21 protein-coding genes are annotated in these 24,241 nt (G+C 41.8%); 9 read left to right on the plus strand and 12 right to left on the minus strand.

Going from position 1 to position 24,241, the window contains the following annotated elements:
- Positions 1-347: 347 nt before the first annotated feature.
- Complete coding sequence (locus tag VB693_RS23785; RefSeq protein WP_323268415.1) at positions 348-1,433, plus strand: aromatic ring-hydroxylating dioxygenase subunit alpha; 1,086 nt, start codon at positions 348-350, stop codon at positions 1,431-1,433.
- A gap of 500 nt (positions 1,434-1,933) precedes the next feature.
- On the opposite strand, the gene VB693_RS23790 is transcribed toward VB693_RS23785, so the two are convergent.
- The 6 genes from VB693_RS23790 to VB693_RS23815 form a co-directional block, all read right to left on the minus strand.
- A complete protein-coding gene (locus VB693_RS23790) occupies positions 1,934-3,556 on the minus strand; it encodes a formylglycine-generating enzyme family protein (protein ID WP_323268416.1) in 1,623 nt (540 codons plus the stop codon).
- Positions 3,553-5,010, minus strand: coding sequence for a hypothetical protein (locus VB693_RS23795; RefSeq protein WP_323268417.1), 1,458 nt, complete (start codon positions 5,008-5,010; stop codon positions 3,553-3,555). Before VB693_RS23795 ends, VB693_RS23790 begins: the two co-directional genes overlap by 4 nt.
- Complete coding sequence (locus VB693_RS23800) at positions 5,003-5,935, minus strand: MoxR family ATPase (protein WP_323268418.1); 933 nt, start codon at positions 5,933-5,935, stop codon at positions 5,003-5,005. Before VB693_RS23800 ends, VB693_RS23795 begins: the two co-directional genes overlap by 8 nt.
- Positions 5,920-6,906: a hypothetical protein gene (locus tag VB693_RS23805; RefSeq protein WP_323268419.1), complete on the minus strand. Its 987-nt coding sequence runs from the start codon at positions 6,904-6,906 to the stop codon at positions 5,920-5,922. The genes VB693_RS23800 and VB693_RS23805 overlap by 16 nt, the downstream gene beginning before the upstream one ends.
- A 276-nt stretch (positions 6,907-7,182) precedes the next feature.
- The gene (gene blaOXA, locus VB693_RS23810; RefSeq protein WP_323268420.1) at positions 7,183-8,037 is read right to left on the minus strand and encodes a class D beta-lactamase; all 855 of its coding nucleotides are present in this window, start codon (positions 8,035-8,037) and stop codon (positions 7,183-7,185) included.
- 129 nt (positions 8,038-8,166) lie between these two features.
- Complete coding sequence (locus VB693_RS23815) at positions 8,167-8,664, minus strand: hypothetical protein (RefSeq protein WP_323268421.1); 498 nt, start codon at positions 8,662-8,664, stop codon at positions 8,167-8,169.
- 383 nt (positions 8,665-9,047) lie between these two features.
- On the opposite strand from VB693_RS23815, the gene VB693_RS23820 reads away from it, so the two are divergent.
- The gene (locus tag VB693_RS23820) at positions 9,048-10,298 is read left to right on the plus strand and encodes a glycoside hydrolase family 10 protein (RefSeq protein ID WP_323268422.1); all 1,251 of its coding nucleotides are present in this window, start codon (positions 9,048-9,050) and stop codon (positions 10,296-10,298) included.
- A 75-nt stretch (positions 10,299-10,373) separates the two neighbouring features.
- Here VB693_RS23820 and VB693_RS23825 read toward each other — a convergent pair whose 3' ends face one another.
- Complete coding sequence (locus VB693_RS23825) at positions 10,374-11,855, minus strand: site-2 protease family protein (protein WP_323268445.1); 1,482 nt, start codon at positions 11,853-11,855, stop codon at positions 10,374-10,376.
- Between the two features lie 230 nt (positions 11,856-12,085).
- Between VB693_RS23825 and VB693_RS23830 the strand changes: the two genes are divergently transcribed.
- From VB693_RS23830 to VB693_RS23840, 3 genes are all read left to right on the plus strand, one after another.
- Positions 12,086-12,691, plus strand: a complete 606-nt coding sequence (locus VB693_RS23830) for a VWA domain-containing protein (protein WP_323268446.1) — start codon at positions 12,086-12,088, stop codon at positions 12,689-12,691.
- A 45-nt stretch (positions 12,692-12,736) separates the two neighbouring features.
- Positions 12,737-13,342: a VWA domain-containing protein gene (locus VB693_RS23835; RefSeq protein ID WP_323268423.1), complete on the plus strand. Its 606-nt coding sequence runs from the start codon at positions 12,737-12,739 to the stop codon at positions 13,340-13,342.
- A 110-nt stretch (positions 13,343-13,452) separates the two neighbouring features.
- Positions 13,453-13,854, plus strand: a complete 402-nt coding sequence (locus VB693_RS23840) for a salt stress protein, Slr1339 family (RefSeq protein ID WP_323268424.1) — start codon at positions 13,453-13,455, stop codon at positions 13,852-13,854.
- 96 nt (positions 13,855-13,950) lie between these two features.
- Here the strand turns inward: VB693_RS23840 and VB693_RS23845 are convergent, their stop codons facing one another.
- Positions 13,951-14,283: a helix-turn-helix domain-containing protein gene (locus VB693_RS23845; RefSeq protein ID WP_323268425.1), complete on the minus strand. Its 333-nt coding sequence runs from the start codon at positions 14,281-14,283 to the stop codon at positions 13,951-13,953.
- A gap of 141 nt (positions 14,284-14,424) precedes the next feature.
- On the opposite strand from VB693_RS23845, the gene VB693_RS23850 reads away from it, so the two are divergent.
- Positions 14,425-15,048 carry an FMN-dependent NADH-azoreductase gene (locus VB693_RS23850; RefSeq protein ID WP_323268426.1) on the plus strand — a complete coding sequence of 208 codons (624 nt, stop codon included), beginning with the start codon at positions 14,425-14,427 and terminating at the stop codon, positions 15,046-15,048.
- Between the two features lie 6 nt (positions 15,049-15,054).
- Here the strand turns inward: VB693_RS23850 and VB693_RS23855 are convergent, their stop codons facing one another.
- The 4 genes from VB693_RS23855 to VB693_RS23870 all read right to left on the minus strand — a co-directional run bounded on the left by VB693_RS23855 (position 15,055) and on the right by VB693_RS23870 (position 18,746).
- The gene (locus VB693_RS23855; protein WP_323268427.1) at positions 15,055-16,299 is read right to left on the minus strand and encodes an alpha-L-fucosidase; all 1,245 of its coding nucleotides are present in this window, start codon (positions 16,297-16,299) and stop codon (positions 15,055-15,057) included.
- A 7-nt stretch (positions 16,300-16,306) separates the two neighbouring features.
- Positions 16,307-17,308 (minus strand): glycosyltransferase, encoded by a 1,002-nt coding sequence (locus VB693_RS23860; protein ID WP_323268428.1) that lies wholly within the window; start codon positions 17,306-17,308, stop codon positions 16,307-16,309.
- A 145-nt stretch (positions 17,309-17,453) separates the two neighbouring features.
- Complete coding sequence (locus tag VB693_RS23865; RefSeq protein WP_323268429.1) at positions 17,454-18,116, minus strand: DUF6391 domain-containing protein; 663 nt, start codon at positions 18,114-18,116, stop codon at positions 17,454-17,456.
- Positions 18,117-18,482: 366 nt separating this feature from the next.
- A complete protein-coding gene (locus VB693_RS23870; RefSeq protein ID WP_323268430.1) occupies positions 18,483-18,746 on the minus strand; it encodes a helix-turn-helix transcriptional regulator in 264 nt (87 codons plus the stop codon).
- 374 nt (positions 18,747-19,120) lie between these two features.
- Here VB693_RS23870 and VB693_RS23875 point away from each other — a divergent pair, with 374 nt between their 5' ends.
- The 3 genes from VB693_RS23875 to VB693_RS23885 all read left to right on the plus strand — a co-directional run bounded on the left by VB693_RS23875 (position 19,121) and on the right by VB693_RS23885 (position 24,239).
- Positions 19,121-19,984 carry a Tab2/Atab2 family RNA-binding protein gene (locus VB693_RS23875; RefSeq protein WP_323268431.1) on the plus strand — a complete coding sequence of 288 codons (864 nt, stop codon included), beginning with the start codon at positions 19,121-19,123 and terminating at the stop codon, positions 19,982-19,984.
- A gap of 251 nt (positions 19,985-20,235) precedes the next feature.
- Positions 20,236-21,543 (plus strand): TldD/PmbA family protein, encoded by a 1,308-nt coding sequence (locus VB693_RS23880; protein ID WP_323268432.1) that lies wholly within the window; start codon positions 20,236-20,238, stop codon positions 21,541-21,543.
- Positions 21,544-21,656: 113 nt separating this feature from the next.
- Positions 21,657-24,239 (plus strand): chloride channel protein, encoded by a 2,583-nt coding sequence (locus VB693_RS23885; protein WP_323268447.1) that lies wholly within the window; start codon positions 21,657-21,659, stop codon positions 24,237-24,239.
- Positions 24,240-24,241 lie beyond the last annotated feature (2 nt).

Consider the following 24,241-nt stretch of genomic DNA (forward strand, 5'->3'; position numbering starts at 1 on the left):
TGTTCATTGGTTTGAGGAGATGATGTCATGCTGACTATTTTAGACTTAAGAGAGTTAGTGTAACTAGATATGTAAAGTTTTGTATCAGGATTCAATATTTCTGGTTTAAAAGTTCTACTTAATGACTAGAAAACAGGGATTATAGGAAAGATAAGGAATAAGAATTTACATGAATAATTAGGGTTTGCTGAAAAAGTGATAAAAAAGCCAGAGAGGGATTAATTATCATCAATAACCCTGCTTTATTAAAGAGATTGAAGTTCTGAACGTACTCAAAATAACTGTTTTTAACAAATCCTCATGTTATCTGTAGAGCAACCGCTTCACTCATCAGTGAAACATTAAAAATGGATGATAATTCTCAGTCTCTTCAACCAATTCGCAAACCCAAAACCTTCAATAATCCAGAACGTTTCATTGAAGGATGGTATTGGGTAATACCTTCTAAAAACTTACTTATAGGTGATGTAAAACCTATGACAATTTTAGGGAGAAAAATAGTAATTTACCGTGGTGAAGACAGACAAGCAGTGATTGTTGATGCCTACTGCCCACATATGGGTGCTGACTTGGCAGAAGGCACAATAGAAGGTAATGATATACGTTGTGCTTTTCACCATTGGAAGTTTAACAATCAGGGCATATGTATAGAAATTCCCTGTTTGGAAGAGCCTCTCCCCTTAAAGTTAAAAACTTGGCCTACAGTTGAAAAATACGGATTAATTTGGATCTGGACTGGCGAAAGCCCCAGACAACCTATACCTTTTGTACCAGAGTTAGAGTTTCATGAGTGTGAAAGTGTTCTCGGTTCTCGGTTGGTAATTAACTGTCATCCTCATGTAGTCATGATTAATTCCATTGACGTTCAACACTTTCTTACTGTTCATAAACTACCGTTAGATATTGCTTTTGAAAGGCAGGAATTAAGTCAAAATGCTATTATTTTTACTAAACATAGCGATAGCAATAAAGATAAGAGATTGTTTAAATTGCTGCGTCCTCTACATCAAAATAATATTTATAGTATTTCCTATTGGTATGGCAGCACCTTCACAATAACTGTAGGGCCAGATTTACTGCATTTATACATCATGTTTAGCATACGGATGCTTGATGATGGTAAATCTCAGATTCAGACTATATTTTTAACTAAGAAACGTCAGGGATTTGGGGGATGGTTATTAAATCGCTTTGTTCTGTGGCTGACTAATCTGATGATTCAACACTTTATCGAGGATGATGCTGAAATTTTACGGACGATTAACTTTGATTTAAAAACTCCCATCAAAGCTGATTTGTCTATTATGCAGTTAATTAGTCACATAGAAAGGCAAAAACCCTTACGATGGAAGACTTGGCTATTAGCGCGATCGCCTGAAGCAGAGATCAAAGAAAATCAAGAAAAATGGCGGGATACTATGACTAATGACTGAGTGGGTAGTGATGAGTGCTGAGTTGTGAGTGCTGAGTAGTTTTTTTAGTCAGCACTTTTCATTTATCTCTCAAGCAACTGCACACATAAAAAGAAGTGGCAAAGCCACTTCACATTTCCCAGGTAGAACCTACTCATGAGTATATCGACTAAAGAAAATTAAAATAGTATAAATTGACACCAATTCTTTAGAGAATCGGACTTTAGCTTTTGGATGTGCTAGTTTCGACGATCAGGCGATCGCTATGCTTGAGGAGAATATTTTGTGCAATCGGCGATCGCCGATTGCACCCAAAAAACTGTATATAAAGATATGGGTTAGGTTAAGCACAGCGCAACCTACTAAATTAGTGAGAAATTTGATTAAATGTAGTGTATAATTACTTTTGTATCAAGACACTATATCTGAAAAATTTTTCCGCCTTTAGGCAGAGGAAAAAGAAGGGTAAAGAATGAGAAGTGCAGAGGGCTAAAGGGCAAGAGTGCAAAGGTAAGGAATCCTCACGCCAGCACCACCGCGACAATACGAAAACCAACATTTAAGTACCGATTCGCGGGACCGATCCCAAGGCGAATAGCAGACCGACAATCCCAAGCATCGTTGCTCCAAGAACCGCCACGCAGCAGCTTTATGTTATTATCGCTACCTGTTAACCAAGCACTACCATCTGTCGGCGCACTTTGGTAGCTATCATTGTATACATCTTCGCACCATTCCCATATATTACCACACATATCATATAAACCGAAAGAGTTCGGCGGAAATATTCCTACATTTGTTGTTTGTTGACGATATTCGCCTTTGGGTGCAGAAACGTAGGGATAGTTACCGTTGTAGTTAACTAAATCTGTGGTGATGGTTTCCCCAAAATAAAACGGTGTGATTGTTCCTGCTCGACAGGCGTACTCCCATTCCGCTTCGCTAGGTAGCCTGTAGGTTTTTCCTGTTTTCTGACTCAATTTTTCACAAAACTCTACCGCATCATTCCAACTGACTGTTTCTACTGGTCTCTTATCTCCTTTGAATCTAGCAGGATTTATCCCCATGATGGCTTGATACTGTTCCTGGGTGACTGCATATTTCCCCATGAAGAAGCCGGGAATTCTCACCTGTCTCTGGGGACTTTCATCTGAGTCTCGTTGCGCTTCCCCTGCTGGTGAACCCATTGTAAATATCCCCTCTGGTATCTGCACCATTTCTAAGCTGACACCATTGCCTAAGTCTTCTGCAAAGTATCTTGCTTGCTCATTGCTGCGGTTGATGATGTTCCCTCTTGCATCTACCGTCACCGTTTCAAATTGAAAGCTTTGCAGGCGTGAATCTTCTTGGAGTGAACGAAACACTACCGTCATCAATAATCCTGCACTTCCCAAGGTTGCCAACTCGATAAACTCCCGCCGTGTTAACCTTTTGAACAAACTTGTTCTCATTTCTTCAGGAATCGGCAACCTTACCCCAACTATCTGTATCGGCTTTCCTCCTGCAACCAGTTCATCAAATTGAGCCTTTGCATCTGCTAAATTACCACGGGCAAACTTTGCCATCCCACGAGCATAAATCAACAAAGGCTGAAATTCTGCTAATGGCTCAGTAATTGTTGCCGTTAATGATGCTAGTCGCACCATTTCTGCGGTATCTTGCAAATCCAATTTCGAGAAAGCTAAAGCTATTTCACAAGCCACTTCATGAGGTCGCGTGTATGCTAAAGCTATCCACCGTTGAGACTGGACAAATTCAGTATCAAAATCATCACTCTGAAACTGCTGCCGGGTATAATCAAGCAAAAAATCTGACAGTTCATTTATCCTAGCTTGACCAAACTTTTCATCTTCCTTTAACTGTTTTAACAGCAGATTCCTGATAGCTAAATCCATTTCATATAATTCATATCCCACTTCCTCGCACAAACCAGAAAGCAGCAAATCAGCCACTGCTATCCAAGGGATATTGAGGAACTCACCATGAATATCCCGTGGGAAATTAGCCCACAAACTATATAACAAATCCGGTGTCAACGCCAAAGGGAACGCCGCATGATAAGCCAAATACAGGTGTGCTTTACCAAAGCGTTTCTCAAACAACTCAATCCGTCTATTCACAACTTCCGGCTTTACTTGGCTCATATTCTCCACCCCGCAAAATGTGAGCGTCCACGCAAAACACCAATAGCATCTTGCACACCCCGGCGACTAACTTCAAACATCGGTAGAAGATGGGCAATTTCACCGGCAGTTGTACCAAACCAACGCTTTTTCGGCATAGGATTCAGCCAAGCAATATAACGCACACGCTGTTGTAACTGAGTGATAAATTCTCTAGTTAATTCACAACGTTCTTCACTATAACCACCACGCGCTGCACCAGCATCACTAAAAATTAATACAGCCGTCCGCCTAGAGCAAACATGATTGACAATATGGCTAACTAACTCCCCTTGCTGATGATAGGGGTCATGATAAAGATATTCCATCGGGCAATTGTGAAAATAGTAAATTCCAGATTTGCCCAAACGACCACCACGCAAAGCGGTTGCTGCTAGACGTTGCGATAACTCATGAAAAGGAATCATTGAGCCATCTTGGTCAATTAGTAATAGTAATTCTGACTGATTGACGCGAGGTGCTACTAAAACAGGTGCAAGCATTAAACCTTGGCGACCAATTTGATTAACCGTTGCTTCCACATCTAACTCTGTTCGTGCGCCTTCACGTACTGGACTGCGTAAATACCGCCAACTCTGTTTCAGTTGCCGTCTAGTTACAGGAAAATAATCTGAGGATAGAATGAAGCGATTGACAGGAATTTCGTCATTGCGGCTAGTAGCTTGCAGCACGGCTTTAGCTACCTGTACCTCATCTTCTATAATCTGGGTTAATTGTGCAGAATTTGGATTTACCTCTGAATGGGATGTACTTTCACTAATAGGCTTTTGCATATTGCGTTGAACTAACCATTTGATAATTACATACCCACCACTCAAGGCGATAAATGATAAAAGACTCTGCCAAATCCAATCTATTCGATTTGGGGTTGCAGTTGGGGTTGGGGTTGCAGTTGGGGTTGGGGTTGCAGTTGGGGTTGGGGTTGCAGTTGGGGTTGGGGTTGCGGTTGGGGTTGGGGTTGCAGTTGGGGTTGGGTTCAACTGGGGTATTTTTGTTTGCTTATCTGTCAAAGCGGGAATATTTGTTTCAATCGGTTTTATTGTTGGGTTTGGTTTTGGAGTCTGGCTCATCTGGTCAGAAACCATACTCAAGCCAATACCAACACCCAAAAACCCCAAAACCAAGTAGCGCGTAATCGAAAAAACCCGATATTTTTCAGTTGGTGTAGGCAATATTTCTGAATTTGGCAACACCGCCTCATTACCCATCATTGCTGCAAAATGATATTCAAGCAGCTGCCTTTCCTCAGCAGATTTCACCCACACAGTCTGACACAGACGCTTCAAAGCTGCTTGGTCATTCATGCCAAAACCAGCCTGCAAAGCCTGCAAAACTAAATTATATTCATCAATACCCAGTGGTAAACCTGCTTCTTGGAGTTTGGTAAATAGTTCCAGCAGAGGTACATCATTCACGTCCAAAGTTCTGCCTCAAATAACGTAAATGATCATTCCAACTTTTCAGTAACACACCCGCGTAAGGTATCTTACCATCCAGCTTTTCCAGTACCTCATCTTGAGGATAGCGACGCAACACCCGCACCCAATCAAGTAATTCACTCGTACTGACTTTTTTACCAATCTCCCGTTTATCTTTGTCCATATCGTTCCGCAACATGAGGAAACGAGTCACGGCTTTCTTGAGCAATTCTGGTGGTACATCAGGGAAACGAGAATTAACAATTTCTATTAACTGTTCAGGCTGAGGAAATTCCACATACTGAAACAAGCACCGCCGCAAGAAAGCATCCGGTAAATCTTTCTCATCATTACTCGTAATCAAAACAATTGGTGGTGACTTGGCTCGAATAATCTCCCCTGTTTCCTCAACAGTAAATTGTTTTTGATCTAGTTCCAACAGCAAGTCATTAGGAAAATCAATATCAGCCTTATCAATTTCATCAATTAATACTACTCTTGGCTGTTCTTGCTGAAAAGCACGTCCCAAAGACCCCCAACGCACGTAAGTATTGGGGTTATCAATGCGCTGAATTTGTTCTGCTGTCAAGCGACTAGAAGCTGCAAGCTGGGCATCCCGCAAGCGTCCCACAGCATCGTAGGTATACAAACCATCCTGCGCCCGACTGGTAGATTTGACATACCAAGTTTCTAAATGTAGACCCAATTCGTAGGCGACTGCACTGGCTAAAAGTGTCTTACCACACCCTGGTTCTCCCTTCAGCAGTAATGGTCTTTCTAAGTAAATCGCCAAGTTAACTGCTTCCACTAGTTCGGGGCTAGGTAAATAAGGATACAAAAGCTGCCCATTTGCCGCTCTTTCTCCCAGGTGGGGCTGAACTTTACCTGTATATTCCAGTTGTCTACCTACAGCCTCAACCATTTTTCCTCTTGTTCATACCAATTACAGCCAGAAAGGAGACAAATTTCTTCTAAAGCAGGTTCTGGAATTCCATTATCGCTCTTTTTCAGTATATTTTGTATCGTTTCTTCTACTTGTTCTGTAAGTTTACTCGGCAGTTTATCCGATGCAAAATCTAGCCAGTAAGTCAGATCATCCTCGGAAAATTCCTTAATTTTAGTTAGCTTCCAAGCGTTATGACCTTCTGCAAAAGGGACATTCCAACTACCTGCACAGCCGCCATAATCTACCAAGAACATTAATAATTTGAATTGACTACTTGGCGATGTAGCTTCTTTTACTTTATTAGCTAATGGCATCCAAAAATCACGTATCAACTCATGCAGAAAGGTTTCCGATAGACAATCAACATCATAGAAAATTAGCAGCACATTCTGAGTCATCCACCATTGATAAACTCGTTCAGCAATTTCAGTAATTGTGCTTTGTCTACCTAGCCCAACGCGACCACCCAATTCACGCCATAAAGCATTAATATCATTCCTGCGAGCAATGCGACTGAGGTCAATTCGCACAATCTTTCCCGTAAGAATACTAGGAATATCTTTAACTATTAACCGATTCAACAGCCAGCGTTGTCCATACTCTGGTGAACCGTAGATGAGGAAAGCCGCCGCAGAGTGAGCATTAATAAACTGCCGAAATTCTCGCGTCTGCTGGCGATAACCCAATTTCAACAAAGCACTATATAACTTTTCACTAGATGAAGCTTGTTTTACCGTAGTAAGCTGCTGTTCTAATTCACCGAGTTCTGTTTCAGTTTCCTTCAGTTCTCTTTCATTGGCTTCAATTTGCGTTGCTAGCTTGAAACGATGAGCCGTATCTGTCTCAACTGCCCAGTCCAAACGTAGTAGTGTTAGCTTCTTAGCTAATAGATCATACTGCTCTTGTAGTATCTGGCGTTTCTGTTCTAGGCGTTGCTCGGCGGACATCTAGTTATTTTTGAGTCAACAATACTTTACTCAAGATGAATATCTAGAGGTTCAATGCAGCAATCTGTTGATAGCTCTTTGTTTCAGTAGCTGAAACATACCCCTTTGACTAGATTTTATTTATTTAGCAGCTTTACTCAGTAATTTAGCATATCTAGGATATCAGAGGAGCAATTTGGTTATCCAGATGCGTATATGCACGTAGCGGGAAGTTGGAGGAGAATTCGTAGCAGCTTGACGCAGGTAGGCATTGCCTTCATTGACAACCGCAACACCTCATAGCAATCCTAAAGCTTTGAGACTGTGGCGAGTAAGTTCAATTCGAGCCGGAAGGTCATTATTATTGCGTATATCGATATTTGTGGCAAAGAAATATACATTATTGTTTTGTTCCAAATATCCCACAAACCAGCCAACATTAGGGGTGAGACTGGTTGACCAGCCTGTTTTTCCTCTCAGTACATAGTCTGGGGTACGTTCGTAAATCATAATGTCTTGAACTAAATCCAAAGTACGTTGTGAGAAGGGTAAATCTTTGCGGTGAAGATGTTGTAGAAACTCAATCTGTTGTCTGGGTGTAATTTGCAGCGGCCCGGCTAACCAAAATCGGTCAATTTGCTCAGGTGTACCAATTTGACGGTTTCCATAGCCGACTTCCTTGATGAATTTCTCCATCCGTTCATGACCAATTTTTCGCGCTAGCACTTGATAGAACCACACTGTTGAATTTCTGAAAGCTTGGTGGATGTTGGTGTCTTGATTCCACGTTGGGAATTCGCGCTGAATGCCGTCCCAAGTCAAAACAGCCACATCATTGGGAATCGCCCCAGTCTCTAAGGCTACGAGAGAGTTAAAAATTTTGAAAGTCGAAGCAGGAAGGAAGGCTTGTGAGTTACGAGCAGGGTTGTGTTCGTAAAACTTTTTATTGTTGCGATCGTAAATTAGAATAGAACCTTTGATGCCCAGTTGATTAAACGAACGTCCAAGATCAACATTGGCAGCCAGCGCAGCAGGTCTCTGGATTTCCTGAGACTGTGCAGGCGTACCTGGGAAACTGCTAATGCTTAAAAATGTTACCAAGATACCAATAGCGATCATCATTGCTAGAGGCATTCGCCGATTTTGAGGCATAACCATCTTCCATATAGAACTGATTTACAAACTCTTGGGATTGCTTTGTCGTTCCTCGACTTGCAGGAAGCCAGCTACGCAATAATACCTTGCGTCATTGCGATCGTAAGCAATTTCAATGGTTAAATATTAAGCAATCAAGACTGGATTGTTGATCAGCTGATGATGGGGAATATCAAAGCGAATGGTGTTGGCTGCCCAGTTTTTTAAATCTGGTGCTAACCAGACTAATTTATTGAGAATTTCATCGTTGAGCCATAACACTACGGGAAAGTTAAAAGTTTTGCGAAACTCATCTCGCATCATATTGGTACTGGTGATGAGTTGGTTAATTGCCACCACAGATTCTAAACCCTTAATCATCAATGCTTCTGGGTGAATAGTGCCAATTTTCTTAGTAATGGTTGTGTATAATGTCTCGTCGGTTGGCTGGAGAATAATCTCCTGTATCTTGAATGCTGAAGATTCAGTGAATAAGTTGAGTATTTGCTGTTGTTTCTGAAGCGAGTTACAGCAAGCTAATATCAACGAAAAATCACCAGCAGCAAGCATAATTGCCCTTTCTAGCCTCTTGGTGGCTGCTGTCGTTTCTGCTAAATGATTTTGCGAGTTACTTAGGCTTTTCATCACCGAATCTGAGATTTTAGATTAGAAGTCGTCAATATAACTGTGTAAACACTGCCTGCTAGCTATTTCGGGTTATTAAGTATCCCTAAGTAACTAGATGGAAACTTTTTAATTACTACTTAGCATACTGCTAAACATACTCTAATGGTCAACCATTAGGTATATTATTTACATTGTCTAAACAAATATGAAAATGATGTATTGATATTAACAGATGAATAAGATGAAATAATTACAATAAGATATAAAGAAAATATAAAGTTTTATCCCTTTGTATCTCTATAGATAAAAATGTCCATGTGCTAATAATCTTTATTCAGAGCAACTTCTGGCTCTTGAATGCGTCATGATTATTGTTTCATTTTCTGCTCATGTAACAATTTATGAAAATGTTTAGAAAGTGGTATGTGAGGTTTTTGTTGCAGAATTTTAATCAAAAAAGCAAGCCAGTATTTTTGGCAGTGATGCTGGTTTTGAGTATGGTGGCTACAGTAATTTTATCGTTACCTTTAAACGCACAAATCACTCCTAACTCATCACTAGCATCGGAATTGAGGGGGGTGTGGTTAACTAATATTGATAGTGATGTGCTGTTTGAGCGCGATCGCCTGAAAAAATCTTTACAAAAATTAGATGAACTGAATTTCAATACCGTATATCCAGCAGTGTGGAATTGGGGATATACACTGTATCCCAGTCAAGTAGCCGCGAAAGTGATTGGGCGATCGCTTGATCCTACCCCTGGATTACAAGGGCGCGATATGCTCAAAGAAATTGTCACGGAAGGTCATAAACAAGGGTTAACCGTGATTCCTTGGTTTGAATTTGGCTTCATGGCCCCAGCCGATTCTCTCCTAGCTAAAAATCGTCCCCAATGGCTGACAAGTCGCAGCAATGGCACTCGAATTCTGAAAGAAGGCACACATGACCGAGTTTGGTTAAGTCCCTTTCGTCCCGATGTGCAGCAATTCATCCAGGATTTAATTGTCGAAATCGTCAGAAACTACGACATCGACGGTATCCAGTTTGATGACCATTTCGGCTTACCTTCAGAACTGGGCTATGATGCCTACACCGTAGGCTTGTACAAAAAAGAACATCGTGGTCAAGCACCCTCCAAAAATCCCAAAGATCCAGAATGGGTGCGTTGGCGAGCCGACAAAATCACTGTTTTCATGAAGCGGATATTTACAGCGATTAAATCTGCGAAAAAAGATTGCTTGGTTTCCGTTGCTCCCAACCCGCAGCGTTTTTCCTATGAATATTTTCTCGCCGACTGGCAACGTTGGGAACGGATGGGAATAGTTGAAGAATTGGTATTGCAGATTTACCGCGATGATCTCAATGTCTTTATCAAAGAATTAGAGTATCCAGAAGTCAAAGCCGCCCAAAAACATATTCCTGTGAGTATTGGGATTTTATCTGGCTTGAAGAATAGATCCGTACCCATGCAGCAAATTCAAACCCAAGTGCAGAAAGTACGCGATCGCAATTTTGCGGGAATCTCTTTCTTTTTCTATGAAACCCTCTGGAATCTAAGTAAAGAAAAACCCTTAGAACGTCAGACAGCCTGGAAGCAGATATTTTCTACACCAGCTAAATATCCCAATTTGCTGACGGGGTGGAAAGCTTAACAATTCAAAATTCAAAAATAAATTATGAGTAATAAGTAATGAGTAAATACCCATTACTCATTACTCATTACTCATTTACCCGCCGATTCCCAACCTTCCAGCCAAGCCGGGGGTTAGAGGTAAAAGGGTGGTAATCATTAAGAACAGAACCAATAAACCCAAAGCAGCCCTCGCATCGTTGGGTTCGGTGATTTCATTCAAGCTGGGGCGTTCTAAATCCCGTTGTAGAAACAGGATAACGATTAACCAATACAGTGCTATGGGATTACCCAAGCCTACCAAAGCTAAGACAATTAAAGTAGCGATCGTTGACCTATTTGCAGTTTTGCGTCCGTAAATCGCCTGTACAACGCGCCCGCCATCTAATTGTCCAGCCGGCATCAAGTTTAAAGCTGTGATGACCAATCCCAGCCAACCAATCACCACCAGGGGATTAACACTAACTAACGGTGACTGCAACGCTGAACCCAAAACAACCCGTGCTAGGCTACCTACTAAAATCGAACCTTGGAAAAACTGATTGGGTAACTGAAATAAACTGCCTGGGTGAGAAAGCAGCAAGCCCACAATCAGCATCAGTAAAGATACAATACCACCAGCGACAGGCCCTGCCACGGCAATATCAAATAACACTGAGCGATTCTGTAACAGCGACTCAAAGCGGGTGATTGAGCCAAAAGACCCAATCTGTACCGCCGGTAAAAAGAAAGGCCAACTGAGGCGGACTTGATGACGACGCGCCAGCAACCAATGTCCAATTTCATGGGCGACCAAAATCGCAAATATACCCAAACCGATGGGTAAAGCCTCTTGCAACCGTTCTGGATTAGCCAGAACATCAAAATTGAGCAATAATCCGCCCGTTTCTAGACTAGTACCAATGGTTGCTACAGCCAGGATAGCTGCAAAGACTTTTTGCGGTAACGTCATCAGGCGTGGGTCATTGCTGCTAGGTAGAACAATAACCACGGGTTTACCGTCTGTGTTTTCTAATAAAAACAAACGATATTTATCAGCAAGTTTTTCTTTTAAACTGGCAGTCAAACGATTGTGAACATCTTGGGGTTCACCACGCAGATTACCTTTGAAAATAGCACCTTGTTGGTAGGCGATCGTTTCTGTGGCAAAAAACGTATCAATCCCAAAAATGCTTCTAATAGCACTCAAGTCTTCTTCTGGAATTGGCAGTATTTCCACAACTACTACTGTTGGCTGTGGTACGTTTTCAGATGCTTGAGAAGATTCATCCGCTAGCCTTTGGGTGGCTCGTTGCTTGAGGATGGCATCTTGACCAGCAGCACGCAACTGTCTGCCTAAGTAGACATACAAGCCCGCAGAAACCACTACCAAGAACAATATACCGGCTATATTGATATAAATTCCAGCCGCAAACAAACCGAAGAACAGCAGCCAGGGAGTCATTAACACCACCGACTGCAACCAGGCCAAGATTCCCAGTTTCCCAAAAGGTCTGGCGCGATAAAAGCCCCAACCTAAAATGGCAAAAGCCACTAACAAAATTGTCCCAAGTATAGGAGTCTCTGACGAAGTAAACATTTCCATCCAAACCCTTCGCTGTGAAAGACCAAGCCCGAATTAGTCAGGTGATACATTACTAATCTATAACGGACGCGGTAGTCTGCCCAAGGTGATTAGGGAATAGGTGACAGGTGACAGGTGACAGGGGATAGAATGAATAAATCATTATTACAATGCAATTCTAAAGGATGTCGTACTATTACCGAGCGACTAGACTAGAACCACAGGGTAATAATTCAAGGAATATTATGATGAGCGATCGCGACTACACACTAATCATCGACAAAAGCGGTAGTATGTCTACCCCTGACCAAGTTGGTGGTAGAAGCAGATGGGAAATAGCCCAAGAATCAACCATAGCTTTAGCCAGAAAGTGCGAACAGTTTGACCCAGATGGCATTACTGTTTATGTTTTTTCTGGCAGATTTAAACGTTATGAAAATGTGACTACAGCTAAAGTCGCCCAAGTATTTCTCGAAAATGACCCAGCCGGGACAACTAATTTAGCCGGTGTCCTCCAGGATGCACTGAATAATTACTTTCAACGCAAAGCAGGTGGCCAAACCAAACCCAATGGCGAGACAATTTTAGTGATTACTGACGGCGAACCAGACGATCGCAAAGCAGTTTTTGAAGTTATTATCAATGCTACACGCCAGATGGATCGTGATGAAGAATTAGCTATTTCCATGATTCAAGTAGGCTCAGATGCCCAAGCTACTAAGTTTCTTAAAGCCTTAGACGACCAGCTACAAGGTGTCGGTGCTAAATTCGATATTTGCGATACCATCACCTTAGATGACTTAGAAGACATGAGCCTTGCAGATGTCTTAATGAATGCAATTACTGATTAGTTGATAGTCATTAGTCATTAGTTATTTTATTAGTCAAATTACATCATGCTAGAAAATCGTGATTACACTCTAATTATTGACAAAAGTGGCAGCATGGCTACCCCTGATCAAAAGGGTGGTAGAAATAGATGGGTAACTGCCCAAGAATCCACTTTAGCTTTAGCAAGTAAGTGCGAACAATTTGATCCAGATGGCATTACTTTATATGTATTCTCTGGTAGATTTAAGCGATATGAAAATGTTACTTCTGCTAAGGTAGCTCAAATTTTTCTAGAAAATGATCCTTCTGGAACTACTGATTTAGCAGCTGTGTTGAAACACGCCACTGATGATTATTTTCAACGCAAAGCCTCTGGTCAAACTAAACCCAATGGCGAAACAATATTGGTTGTCACCGATGGTGAACCAGACGATCGCAAAGCGGTAATGAAGGTGATTATTGAAGCTTCTCGTCGTATGGATAAAGATGAAGAACTAGCTATTTCTTTCATCCAAGTCGGTAAAGATGCCCAAGCTACCCGCTTTCTCAAGGTTTTGGATGATGAATTGCAAAGTGCTGGGGCAAAATTTGATATCTGCGACACCATCACAATGGATGATATGGAGGATTTAAGCCTCTCAGAAGTTCTACTTAATGCTATTACTGACTAGCACAGCTAGGTAAAAAAGGAAAGCAATCTACATTAAAAGTATCTAAAGTCAGTGAAAACCTGACTTTTTATCTTTTTTAACTTTTGAATATTGAATTTTGAATTGTAATTATGGATTCTATTGACAAGCTGTTAGCGCAAATCAAAGCTGAATACGATAGCGAACAACCAAAACAGCCACAACCAAAACCCAATGTACCCAATGTAGGTAAACCATTCAGCCCACCTACAAACAAATCAGCTTCTTTTATCGACAATCTCTTAGCAGAAGTCCAGGCTGACGTTGCAGCTCAAGACCAAGCCGAGGAATCGAGAAAGCAGCAAGAAATAGAACAAGAAAGGATTCGACAAGAACAAATCAAAGCTAAACAACGAGAAGGGTTGAAAAAGCAAGCCCAAGATTGGCTAACAAAATTAGATCCTTTCTCTCCTGAAGGACTTTGGTTTGAAAGATTTGCTGAAAGTTATTCTTCTAAGTTAGAAGCAGCAATTGAATATTTACAAACTCAATAAACCAATTAACCTTTACTTAACTTAAATTTAAATAAACAACTCACATCTAATTTTTGAAAAGCCTCATAACAACTAGAAGAAGCTATTCCCTGTCACCTATTTTTGATAAAAATGCTTCACAGCCCATTCGTGCATTGCATAGAGAATTGGTTGTAAACTTTTTCCTAAAGGTGTTAAAGAATATTCTACCTTTGGAGGGATTTGTGCGTATACTTCTCGATGTATAATACCATCTTCTTCTAATTCTCGAAGTTGTTGAGTGAGCATTTTTTGTGTAATTCCAGGTAGAGAACGCTGCAATTCACCAAATCTTTTAATCTCTGATAGCAGTTCTCTGATGATTAAAACCTTCCAGCGTCCGCCAATTACCTTTAAAGTAGTTTCTACTTCACAAGTTAGCCTTTCATAATTTTCTGCTTGAGCTTCCATAGTTACTTTTTAGTAAGTACCTTACTTTTTAGTGCGTACTTTCATATTAACTATATATAGTTTAAAGTCTATTCGGCAAGTATTTTTTTACTTGACCATAAATTTTGTTGTATGCCTAATTAATAATTGGGGAATTTTTTCATGGCAAATATCCTCCACATTGATACTAGTCCTCGTGGTGAACGTTCAATTTCACGATCGCTTTCTTATGAATTTATTACTTCTTGGAAAGATACTCACCCTGGGGACATCGTAACTTACCGGGATTTAGGCCATAGTCCTGTTCCCCATGTAGACGAATCTTGGATTGCTGCTGCTTTTACACCCCCAGATGCACGTACACCAGAATTAAATGAAGCGATTAAATTATCGGATAGTCTAATTGATGAATTTCTCGCTGCCGATCGCTATATTTTTGGCGTACCGATGTATAACTTGAATATACCCTCGACTTTCAAGGCGTACATCGACCAAATTGTGCGCGTCGGTCGCACCTTCGCTGTGAATGAGAACGGCTTTAAAGGTTTAGTAGACAGCAGCAAAAAAGTATTAATTATTACCTCTCGTGGTGGTGCTTTTTCACCGGGAACTCCCTTTGCTGCTTACGATTATCAAGAACCTTATCTGCGGGCTATTTTAGGTTTTATCGGTCTGATAGATGTTACCTTTATCCACGCTGAGAACCTGAATACAGGTGACGATGAGCGTGAAAAGTCTCTAACTGAAGCTAAAGAAGCGATCGCCGAAGCTGTCGCCAACTGGTAATATTAATTACTCAATATCAATATAAATCACTGTGACGTAGGGATTAATTAGCGATTCAGGTACATCTATTGTCAATTCTCCTAACGGATTGGGATTGAGAAGAGAATCCATAATTGCACAGCGACTTGTAAAGTTCAGTGGTGTACCATCAGCAAGAACAGACACTGATTTTACTTGTTTGATTGGTATACCTCTAACTGATATTGTCTCGTAAGGTTGCATTAATAAGTGTAGATAAAGGCGATTACCCTTACGAGTTGAGGGGCCATAAAATTGCCAGGGTTCTAATCCTGGCATGGTATCTAGTATACTTTCAGAATGCTGGGACATCCAATCAGCTATATCTTTGAGACGTTCTAACTGCTCAGGGGGGATTTGTCCGTTACCCATTGGACTCACATTGAGCAGAAGATTACCTCCTTTCCCTGCGACTTCACAAAGGGTATGAATTAGCTGACGGGAGGACTTAAAACAATGGTCATCTGAGTTATATCCCCAACTTTCATTGATGGTTAGACAGGTTTCCCAAAGATGAGCAGGTGGGTGAGAAGGAATAAACTGTTCAGGGGTTGCAAAGTCTCCACAATTTGGCAGGCGATCGTTAATGAGAATATTAGGTTGTAATTCACGAATTATTTTTGCTAATTCTTGCACCTGCCATTGTTCTAGAGTACGTTCCCAACTCCCATCAAACCAAATGATGTCAATTTGACCGTAGTTGCTCAATAATTCTCGGATCTGATTGCACAGAAATTGAAGATATCGCTCCCACTGTTGCGGTGTAGGTTGAGGTAATTTGTCAAATCGATAAGGTTTATCAGCCTCTGTAAAAGCAGGATAGTCAGGATGATGCCAATCACTGAGGGAAAAATAAAGCCCTATACGCAATCCTTCAGAGCGCATAGCATCGATAAATTCACGTACAATGTCTTTTTTATAAGGTGTAGATGCAATTGAAAAGTCTGATTCTTGGGTATGGAATAGGGCAAAACCATCATGATGTTTGGCTGTTAAGATGGCATATTTCATACCTAGACTTTTTGCTAAATATGCCCATTCTTGAGGATTGTATTGCTGTGGATTGAAATTATCAGCAGTGCTGTGGTATTTCTCAACAGGAATATCTTGGCAAAAAGGAAGGCTGAATACACCCCCAACTAGCGGCCAAGATAACTCACATTCTTGTTGAGAACTGTGTCCCCAATGAACAAACATCCCCAGTCTAGCTGTATTAAACCAGTTGTTCATCATGATGAAATTACAAACCCTGAAAATATTTTTTGCGAAATTTTTTATTTACTCTCTGTATAAATAGATTGAGTAACCGCCCTCTAGTCAAACTGGGTATATTGCTAGAATAATGCTTTTTATGGTCAAAAAAATCATTTAATTCTGCAAGAATTACTTGCAGACGCGTAATAATATTTTCAGGTCGATATTCAGCAAAGAAATCTTCAGATAAATTAGGTGAGATAGTAGAGTCTATTACCTTCAAAACCCTTTGAACGTCGTACTCTTGGGAATATCCAGCAATTTTATAGCAATTAAATCCAGGGTCTAAATAATCAGAAAGTCCGCCGTTGACACTAGAAAAAACCTGACAACCACAAGCCATAGCTTCCATTGGTTGCAGACCAAAACCTTCACTGACATTCTGTTGCGCCCAATATTCTGCCGAATCATAAAGATAAACTTTAACCCGATTAAATAATCCAGGTAAGTCTTCCACATAAGAATTAACTACCTGGACTCTACATTTTTGTTGTAAAGCGGGAATTAGTTGATTTAGTAAATACTCAGAAGATTTTCGCGACTGAACTAAAACATCAATATCTCGTTCTATATTTAAATTTTTAAAATCATAACTAATTTCATTAGGCAAATAATAAACGAGAGAATTGGGTGCTTTTTGTCCCCAATATCCCATCGTAATACGGCTCACAGTAATAATGGGAATACTGGCAGGTAACCTAAATTTATAACCCGCACTATGAGCATGATAAACAACATTATATGACTGGAGTTTTTTAGCCAACTTAGCTATATCAAATCCCCAACTAATCACAAAAATTACATCATCTAAATTTGACTCTTGCAACAGATCATCTAAAAACAGCTTATCTGTTTCCCGTTGCCGATAAGTCACCACCTCAGCACTACAAACCTGTTGAGCGAGCTTAAACGCTTTCAACTCCGCCCACAAACCACCACAAGCAAATTTGCCACCAGTTCCAGGAACTAAAAAATACAGTTTTCGCATTACCAATTAAGAATTAAGTTAGCGATCGTGCAACGTCTCATAGAGATTCTTTGAGCGTCATCACGAATTACGTTAGCGGAGCGGGACGTTCGCGATAGCGTCTCGTAGAGAAGTCCATTACGAATTACGAATTACGAATTACGAATTACGAATTATTCTCTTGCCAGTTTACTTTGACAAAATGCCCCTGACGACCCCAAACATCACGAGAGATAGTAATATTTTCAACTGCTAGGTTAAAGGGAATCGCAGTTGTCAGATATCGCTGTGCTATTGAACCTACATCGGGTGCCAGTTCAGAGGCTGTAGTGGCTGCTAATCCTAAACCGATCAATTGCTCAACAGGTCGGAATGGTAACATTAAAGTCACACCTACACCTAAGCCAGCCGTCAATAACATAGCCACTGATAAATTTGTACCGCAACGGGGATGTACAGCCAAATCCCATTCGCCATGAATAAGGCGGTGAAGAGCAAGGGTAACAGCTCGCCGCAAATCGCTGATATTCACTTCCCCATAGAGATAAAATCCCTGGTCTGTAGACAAACCACCCAATAATTCATCATCAATTTGGATTTTGCTTGGTCTTCCGGTGGGGGATTGAGTGTTTTTTACTTCACTCAACACCCAAACCGTGGCGTGTTCCAAGGCGTGAACTTGGCGCAGCATTAACATCTCTTTCAACCCAGGGATAAAAGATAGCTGCTTGAGTAAGTCAGCATCTTGTGTAGGTTGAGGTGCTGTAAAGTCAAAACTTAAAAAATCAAAGGGAGATGAGTTACCGATAAAAGCAGCAGAGGTATTCATAAAAACACTGCTCCCCAAGTTGATGGAGCAACATAGATTTCCTACCAATGTAGCGTCTGAGGCAAGGTATTGTTGCTAATTTTTGTTGATGATTGTCTCAATATCTTTTGAAATGTAGCAAAATTACCCGTTGGTACAGTTTTGTAACCAACTGTACCAACGGGGGAAAATAGCGACCCACAATAACTAAACAGCCAAGCTTTACGTTCTGCTTGATTTTGACCTGCGTGAGACCTGCGCTAGAGATTCACAAAAAATGCGTGAGGAGAAAACAATCATCTAAATGATCTGTCAAAATCAGCTATGCTGCATACCAGACGAAATTAATTGCCATGCTAGATGCACTTGAGAGCGTCTGCAAGTCGTTTATTCGTCTTGTTTAGGGAGAAGACAACAATTGACATCATTCAAGCAAACTTTACCCCACTGTAAAGCCCAGCGAACAAGAGCCACTCGGTTTTCAGTGCGGGTTTTGTCGAGAATGTTGCTGATATGGTTGTCAACTGTGCGTTTGCTAATTTCCAGTTTTCCTGCAATTTCTTGGTTAGTTAAGCCAGCAGCCACTAAGTCGATAATTTGCAGTTCTCTGTCTGAGAGACTAACAGGGGTCTGAGACTCGCCACCAGCCATGAGCTATTCTATCCTCCGTTGGTATATGTACTTAATCACTCTTTTTAATTCTAGAAGATTCTTCTGGCTGTAGGAATTTCAAGTGTTAGCTGCGATACGATTAACAATATTTTTTTCCTTTTTGTATTGGATGATAATTCCGCTAATTTTACATCACTTATATTAAATGTCACAGAAGACAGGTGACAGGTGACAGGTGACAGGGGACAGGTGACAGGGGACAGGTGACAGGGGACAGGGGAGTAGGAGAAGTAAATTCTTCCCCAGTACCCAGTCCCCCATTTTGAATTTTGAATTTTGAATTTTGAATTCCCCAAAGGGGTAGAGTGGGAGTATAAGCAAAATATAAACTCGCCAGATTTTTACGGCAAAACATGGGCAGTATTTGGGAAATAGATTTTTACTCCCGTCCGATTTTGGACGAAAATCAGAAAAAAGTTTGGGAAGTCTTAGTCTGTGAAAGTCCCTTAGATATCCGCACAAACTTAGATTCTTTATTCCGTTATGCAAAATATTGTCCTAGTACAGAGGTAAACTCAGGTTGGTTAAGGACAGCATTACAGGAAGCCATAGATAAAGCTGGGGAAGCACCAATCAAAATTCGCTTTTTCCGCCGCCAAATGAATAATATGATTGTCAAAGCTTGCGAAGATTTGGGTATTCCTGCCCTATCTAGCCGTCGGATTTTGATACTTAACGAATGGCTGCAACAGCGAATGGATGAGGTTTATCCCCAAGAGCCTGGCTATCAAGGAGGAACAAATGCTTCGGTGCGTTTGGAAAGTCCTTTACCTCAAAGATTACCTGATGCTTTGGAAGGGCAACAATGGGTATTTGTCTCGTTATCGGCTGCGGAGTTAGCTGAGATGCCAGAGTGGGAAATTGGTTTTAGTGAAGCTTTTCCCCTAGAGTTGGCAAAATTATCGCCAGAAGCCCGCATCCCTGGCATATTGATTTTTTCACCGAGAGCGTTACCTTTGGCGGGTTGGATGTCTGGTTTAGAGTTAGCCTTTTTGAGGGTCGATACTAAACAAGGCACGAGATTAGTTTTAGAAACTGGGACTACAGAAAGTTGGATTTTAGCCAATCTCAAAAATCCAAACACCCTAGCTGAAGCTAAAGGTTTTGAAGCAGCCAAGCAAGAAGCTAGGGGAGTGCATTTTCTAGGTGTGCAATCAGATGCCCAAGCGGAAGCTTTCGCTGGATTTTGGCTTTTACAAGAGATTAATGTACCGTAAGGTAGGAATTAGGCATGGGGCATTGTATTTCTCTCCCCCTGCGTCCCCTGCGTCCCCTGCGCCCCCTGCCTTCTTTCCCCATTCCCTAATAAATGCTGAGAAATACCAATGATTTGGGATAATTATCTGCGTCCGTCTGCATTGCGAATATGGCAAATGCTAATTTACGCGGATAATAAGCCAATGATTTGGGATAATGATCTGCGTTGATCTGCGGTTCACGATCCAAAATCCATAATTTACCGAGGGTCATGGGTTCTGAAAATTTGTCACAGGATACACTAGCAGAAAATCTGCTAGAGTTAGCTATCAAATCGGGAGCAGAAGCAGCTGAGGTGTATCAGTCGCGATCGCTTTCTCGTCCGGTTTTTTTTGAGGCTAACCGACTCAAACAGCTAGAAACCAGTCAATCTGAAGGCACAGCATTGCGGCTATGGCGCAATGGGCGTCCAGGACTCACGGTAGCTTATGGTTCTGTGAAGCCAAAAGTTATGGTGGAAAGAGCGATCGCTTTAAGCCAACTTAATCAACCAGAAGTTTTGGAACTGGTCAGCAATTTTCAGCCAGATTATCCAGACTTAGGCTCATCTGTACCGATAGAAGTGCTAGTTAGTTGGGGCAAAGAAGCGATCGCTATGATCCGTGATGCTTATCCAGATGTGGTCTGTAATAGTGATTGGGAATGTGATATTGAAAGCACAAGACTGGTTAATAGTCAAGGACTAGATTGCTATTACAATGATACTACACTTAGTTGCTATATGTCAGCCGAGTGGGTGCGGGGTGATGATTTTTTGAGTGTTGCTGATGGTCAAACCCAGCGAGACATTCTAGAACCAGAGAAATTAGCCCAGCAAATTTTACAGAGATTGATTTGGGCTAAACATAATGTCCCATCGCCCAATCGTCGTGTGCCGGTTTTATTTACTTCTAAAGCAGCCGATATGCTGTGGGGAACAGCCCAAGCGGCTTTAAATGGTAAGCGGGTGCTAGAGTCAGCCTCCCCGTGGGGAGAACGCTTAGGTACACCAGTAATAGCTTCTAATCTTACCTTGTACCAAGACCCTTTAGCAGGGCCTTACAGTTGCCCTTTTGATGATGAGGGTACGCCGACAACTCCTTTAGTATTTGTAGAAAACGGCATATTACAGCATTATTATTGCGATCGCACCACCGGAAGTCAACTAGAAACTGGTACTACAGGGAATGGTTTCCGGCCTAGTTTGGGCAGCTATCCTACCCCTGGTTTATTTAATTTCCTCATCCAACCTGGTAAGGCATCACTACAGGAGTTAATTCAAAAAATGGATGATGGCTTAATTGTCGATCAAATATTAGGTGGCGGCGGCGGTATTTCCGGCGACTTTTCCGTCAACATTGAATTGGGTTATCGCGTCCGCAAAGGCGAAGTTATCGGACGTATTAAAGATACGATGGTGGCAGGTAATATCTACACCGCCCTCAAACAAGTAGAATTAGGTGATGATGCTGATTGGAACGGTTCTTGCTACACACCATCTTTGATAGTGGAGGGACTATCGACAACGGGGAGGAATTGAGGGGACAGGTGACAGGTGACAGGTGACAGGTGACAAGGTACAGGGTAACTCATGCCCAATGCTCATTAACTAATTACGAATTACGAATTACGAATTACGAATTACGAATTATTATGCACTTTCGTAGGTGGTTACAACCGAGAAAGGGTTTAGCGATCGCAGAAGCTTGTATTATTGGGGTGGTAGCGGCTTTATCTGCGGTATTCCTGAAAGTGGGTTCTGGTTCTCTGGGAGCATTGCGCGTTCAGAGTTCCCATCTTTTACCGACTTGGGTGGCACTACCTCTAGTTGGGGTGAGTTTTGGGTTTTTGGCTGGCTGGTTGGTACAAAGGTTTGCACCAGAGGCGGCGGGTAGTGGTATTCCCCAAGTCAAGGCGACTCTGGCGAATATCCCGACTAAGTTATCCTGGCGGGTAGCATTGGTGAAGCTTGTGACGGCCATTATGGTCTTAGGTTCGGGGATGACTTTGGGTAGACAGGGGCCGACAGTGCAGGTAGGCGCAGCTTTGGCTGGTGGGATGAGTCGCTTAGTTCCTACTTCTCCTGACCATCGCCGACAAATGATTGCAGCAGGCGCGGGTGCAGGTTTGGCGGCGGCGTTTAATGCTCCTATTGCCGGTGTACTATTTATTATTGAGGAATTACTGCAAGATTTATCGGGAATGACTCTAGGAACTGCCATTATCGCGGCCTTTATTGGTGGGGTGGTGTCGCGGTTGTTGGGTGGTGGCAGTTTTAATTTAAATATTGAATTGATGAGTTATTCCAGTGGATTCTACTTTACGGAAATTCCCTTTTTTTTACTGTTGGGTGTTTTGGCGGGGTTACTGGGAGCATTATTTAATCAAGGCTTAATTTTTAGTATCAAATTTTATCGGCGGTTGCATATCAGTTTACCCTTAAGGATGGCTTTGGCTGGCTTAATTTCGGGTATTGTCGTCTCTTTTTTACCAGCCTATTTTCGGGATAATACGGGTTTACGAGGATATATTATTACGGGGGACTTAAATCCTACCATAGCGGTGATCGCCTTTATCTCTCAGTTTATCCTTACCTTAGTAGCTTTTGGTTCGGGCGCACCTGGTGGGTTATTTGCACCTAGTCTGATTTTAGGTTCGGTCTTGGGTCACTTGGTAGGGGTGTTTTCTCATCAGATTTTAGATCAAGGTTCTCCAATTACCTATGCTTTAGCAGGGATGGGAGGATTTTTTAGTGCGGTTTCTAAAGTCCCCATCACCGCCATTGTGATTGTGTTTGAGATGACCACCGATTTTAATCTAGTGCTACCTTTGATGATTGTGGTGGTGACGGCTTATTTGGTAGCAGATAAAGTATTTCCTGGTTCATTGTATGAAAAGCTGTTGCAACTTAATGGCATCACCTTGACGAAAGAAGTTTCTGTCGAAGGGGTATTAAATAAATTAACAGCTAAAGATGTGATGCAGCAACGGGTAGAAACTCTGGACGCAGACATGAGTCTCGAAGAAGCCACACAAGCCTTTTCCAGTTCCCATCACCGTGGTTTTCCGGTGGTGGAAGAGAGCAAATTGGTAGGAATTGTCACCCAATCTGATTTAACGAAAATCCAAAATCGCCACTTACAAAAGGATACTTTTCTCAGAGAGATTATGACCGCCAATCCCATGACGGTAACACCTTTACACAGTTTGAGTAACGTCCTGTATTTACTTGATAGATATCAACTGAGTCGCTTACCAGTAATAGATGGTAGAAAACTGATTGGGATTATTACCCGTGCAGACATTATTCGCGCCGAAGCAGACCATCTGAATGGTAAAAATGCTATCCCAGGGCCACAACCAGAACCTTCTTATGTAGTTTACCAAACGCGATCGCCTAGTATTGGCAGAGGTAGATTATTAGTCCCAGTCGCTAACCCGGAAACCGCCGAGATATTATTACAGATGGCCGCCGCCATTGCCCGCGATCGCCACTATGAAATAGAATGTGTGCAAATTATCTTAGTATCCCGCCACAGTTCCCCGTCTGAAACATCAGTCAGAACCGCCAAAAGTCGCCGCCTCCTCAGACAAGCGGAAGTATTAGCCAAAAAATGGCACATTCCCCTACATACCCAAATTCGCGTCGCTCACGATTCCGCCCAAGCTATCTTAGAAACCATCAACGAACAGCACATAGATTTAATTCTCATGGGCTGGAAAGGTAACACCTCTACCCCCGGCCGGATTTTCGGTAATGTCGTAGACACCATCATCCGCCAAGCCACCTGTGATGTTGTGTTAGTTAAGTTGGGTAGTCCCTCCAAACCCCAATTCAACCGTTGGTTAGTCCCAATGGCGGGCGGCCCCAACGCCAGATTAGCGATTAAATTGTTACCGGCTTTAGTCACTTTGGGAGATAACCCGCAAATTTGTTTGACGCGGGTGTTTAAACCCTTGGAGTTCAAGCCAGACATGACAGTTATTGAACAAGCCATCCGCCAACTGATGCGCCGCCGTCAATTGTCGAGTACAGTTGTGGCGACTCCAGTCCAAGCTGATTCTGTAGCTGAGGGTGTGATTAACTTAGTGGAGAATGAAAAGTTTGATGTGGTGGTGTTGGGTGCTTCCCGTGAAGGCTTATTGCAACAGGCTATACAAGGTAATATACCAGAAGCGATCGCCTCTAGCGTAGATAGTACCGTGATATTGGTAAGAGGGGCAATTGATAGTTAATA

Source organism: Anabaena sp. UHCC 0399 (assembly GCF_034931465.1).
In the GTDB taxonomy this organism is placed as follows: Bacteria; Cyanobacteriota; Cyanobacteriia; order Cyanobacteriales; family Nostocaceae; genus Trichormus; species Trichormus minutissimus.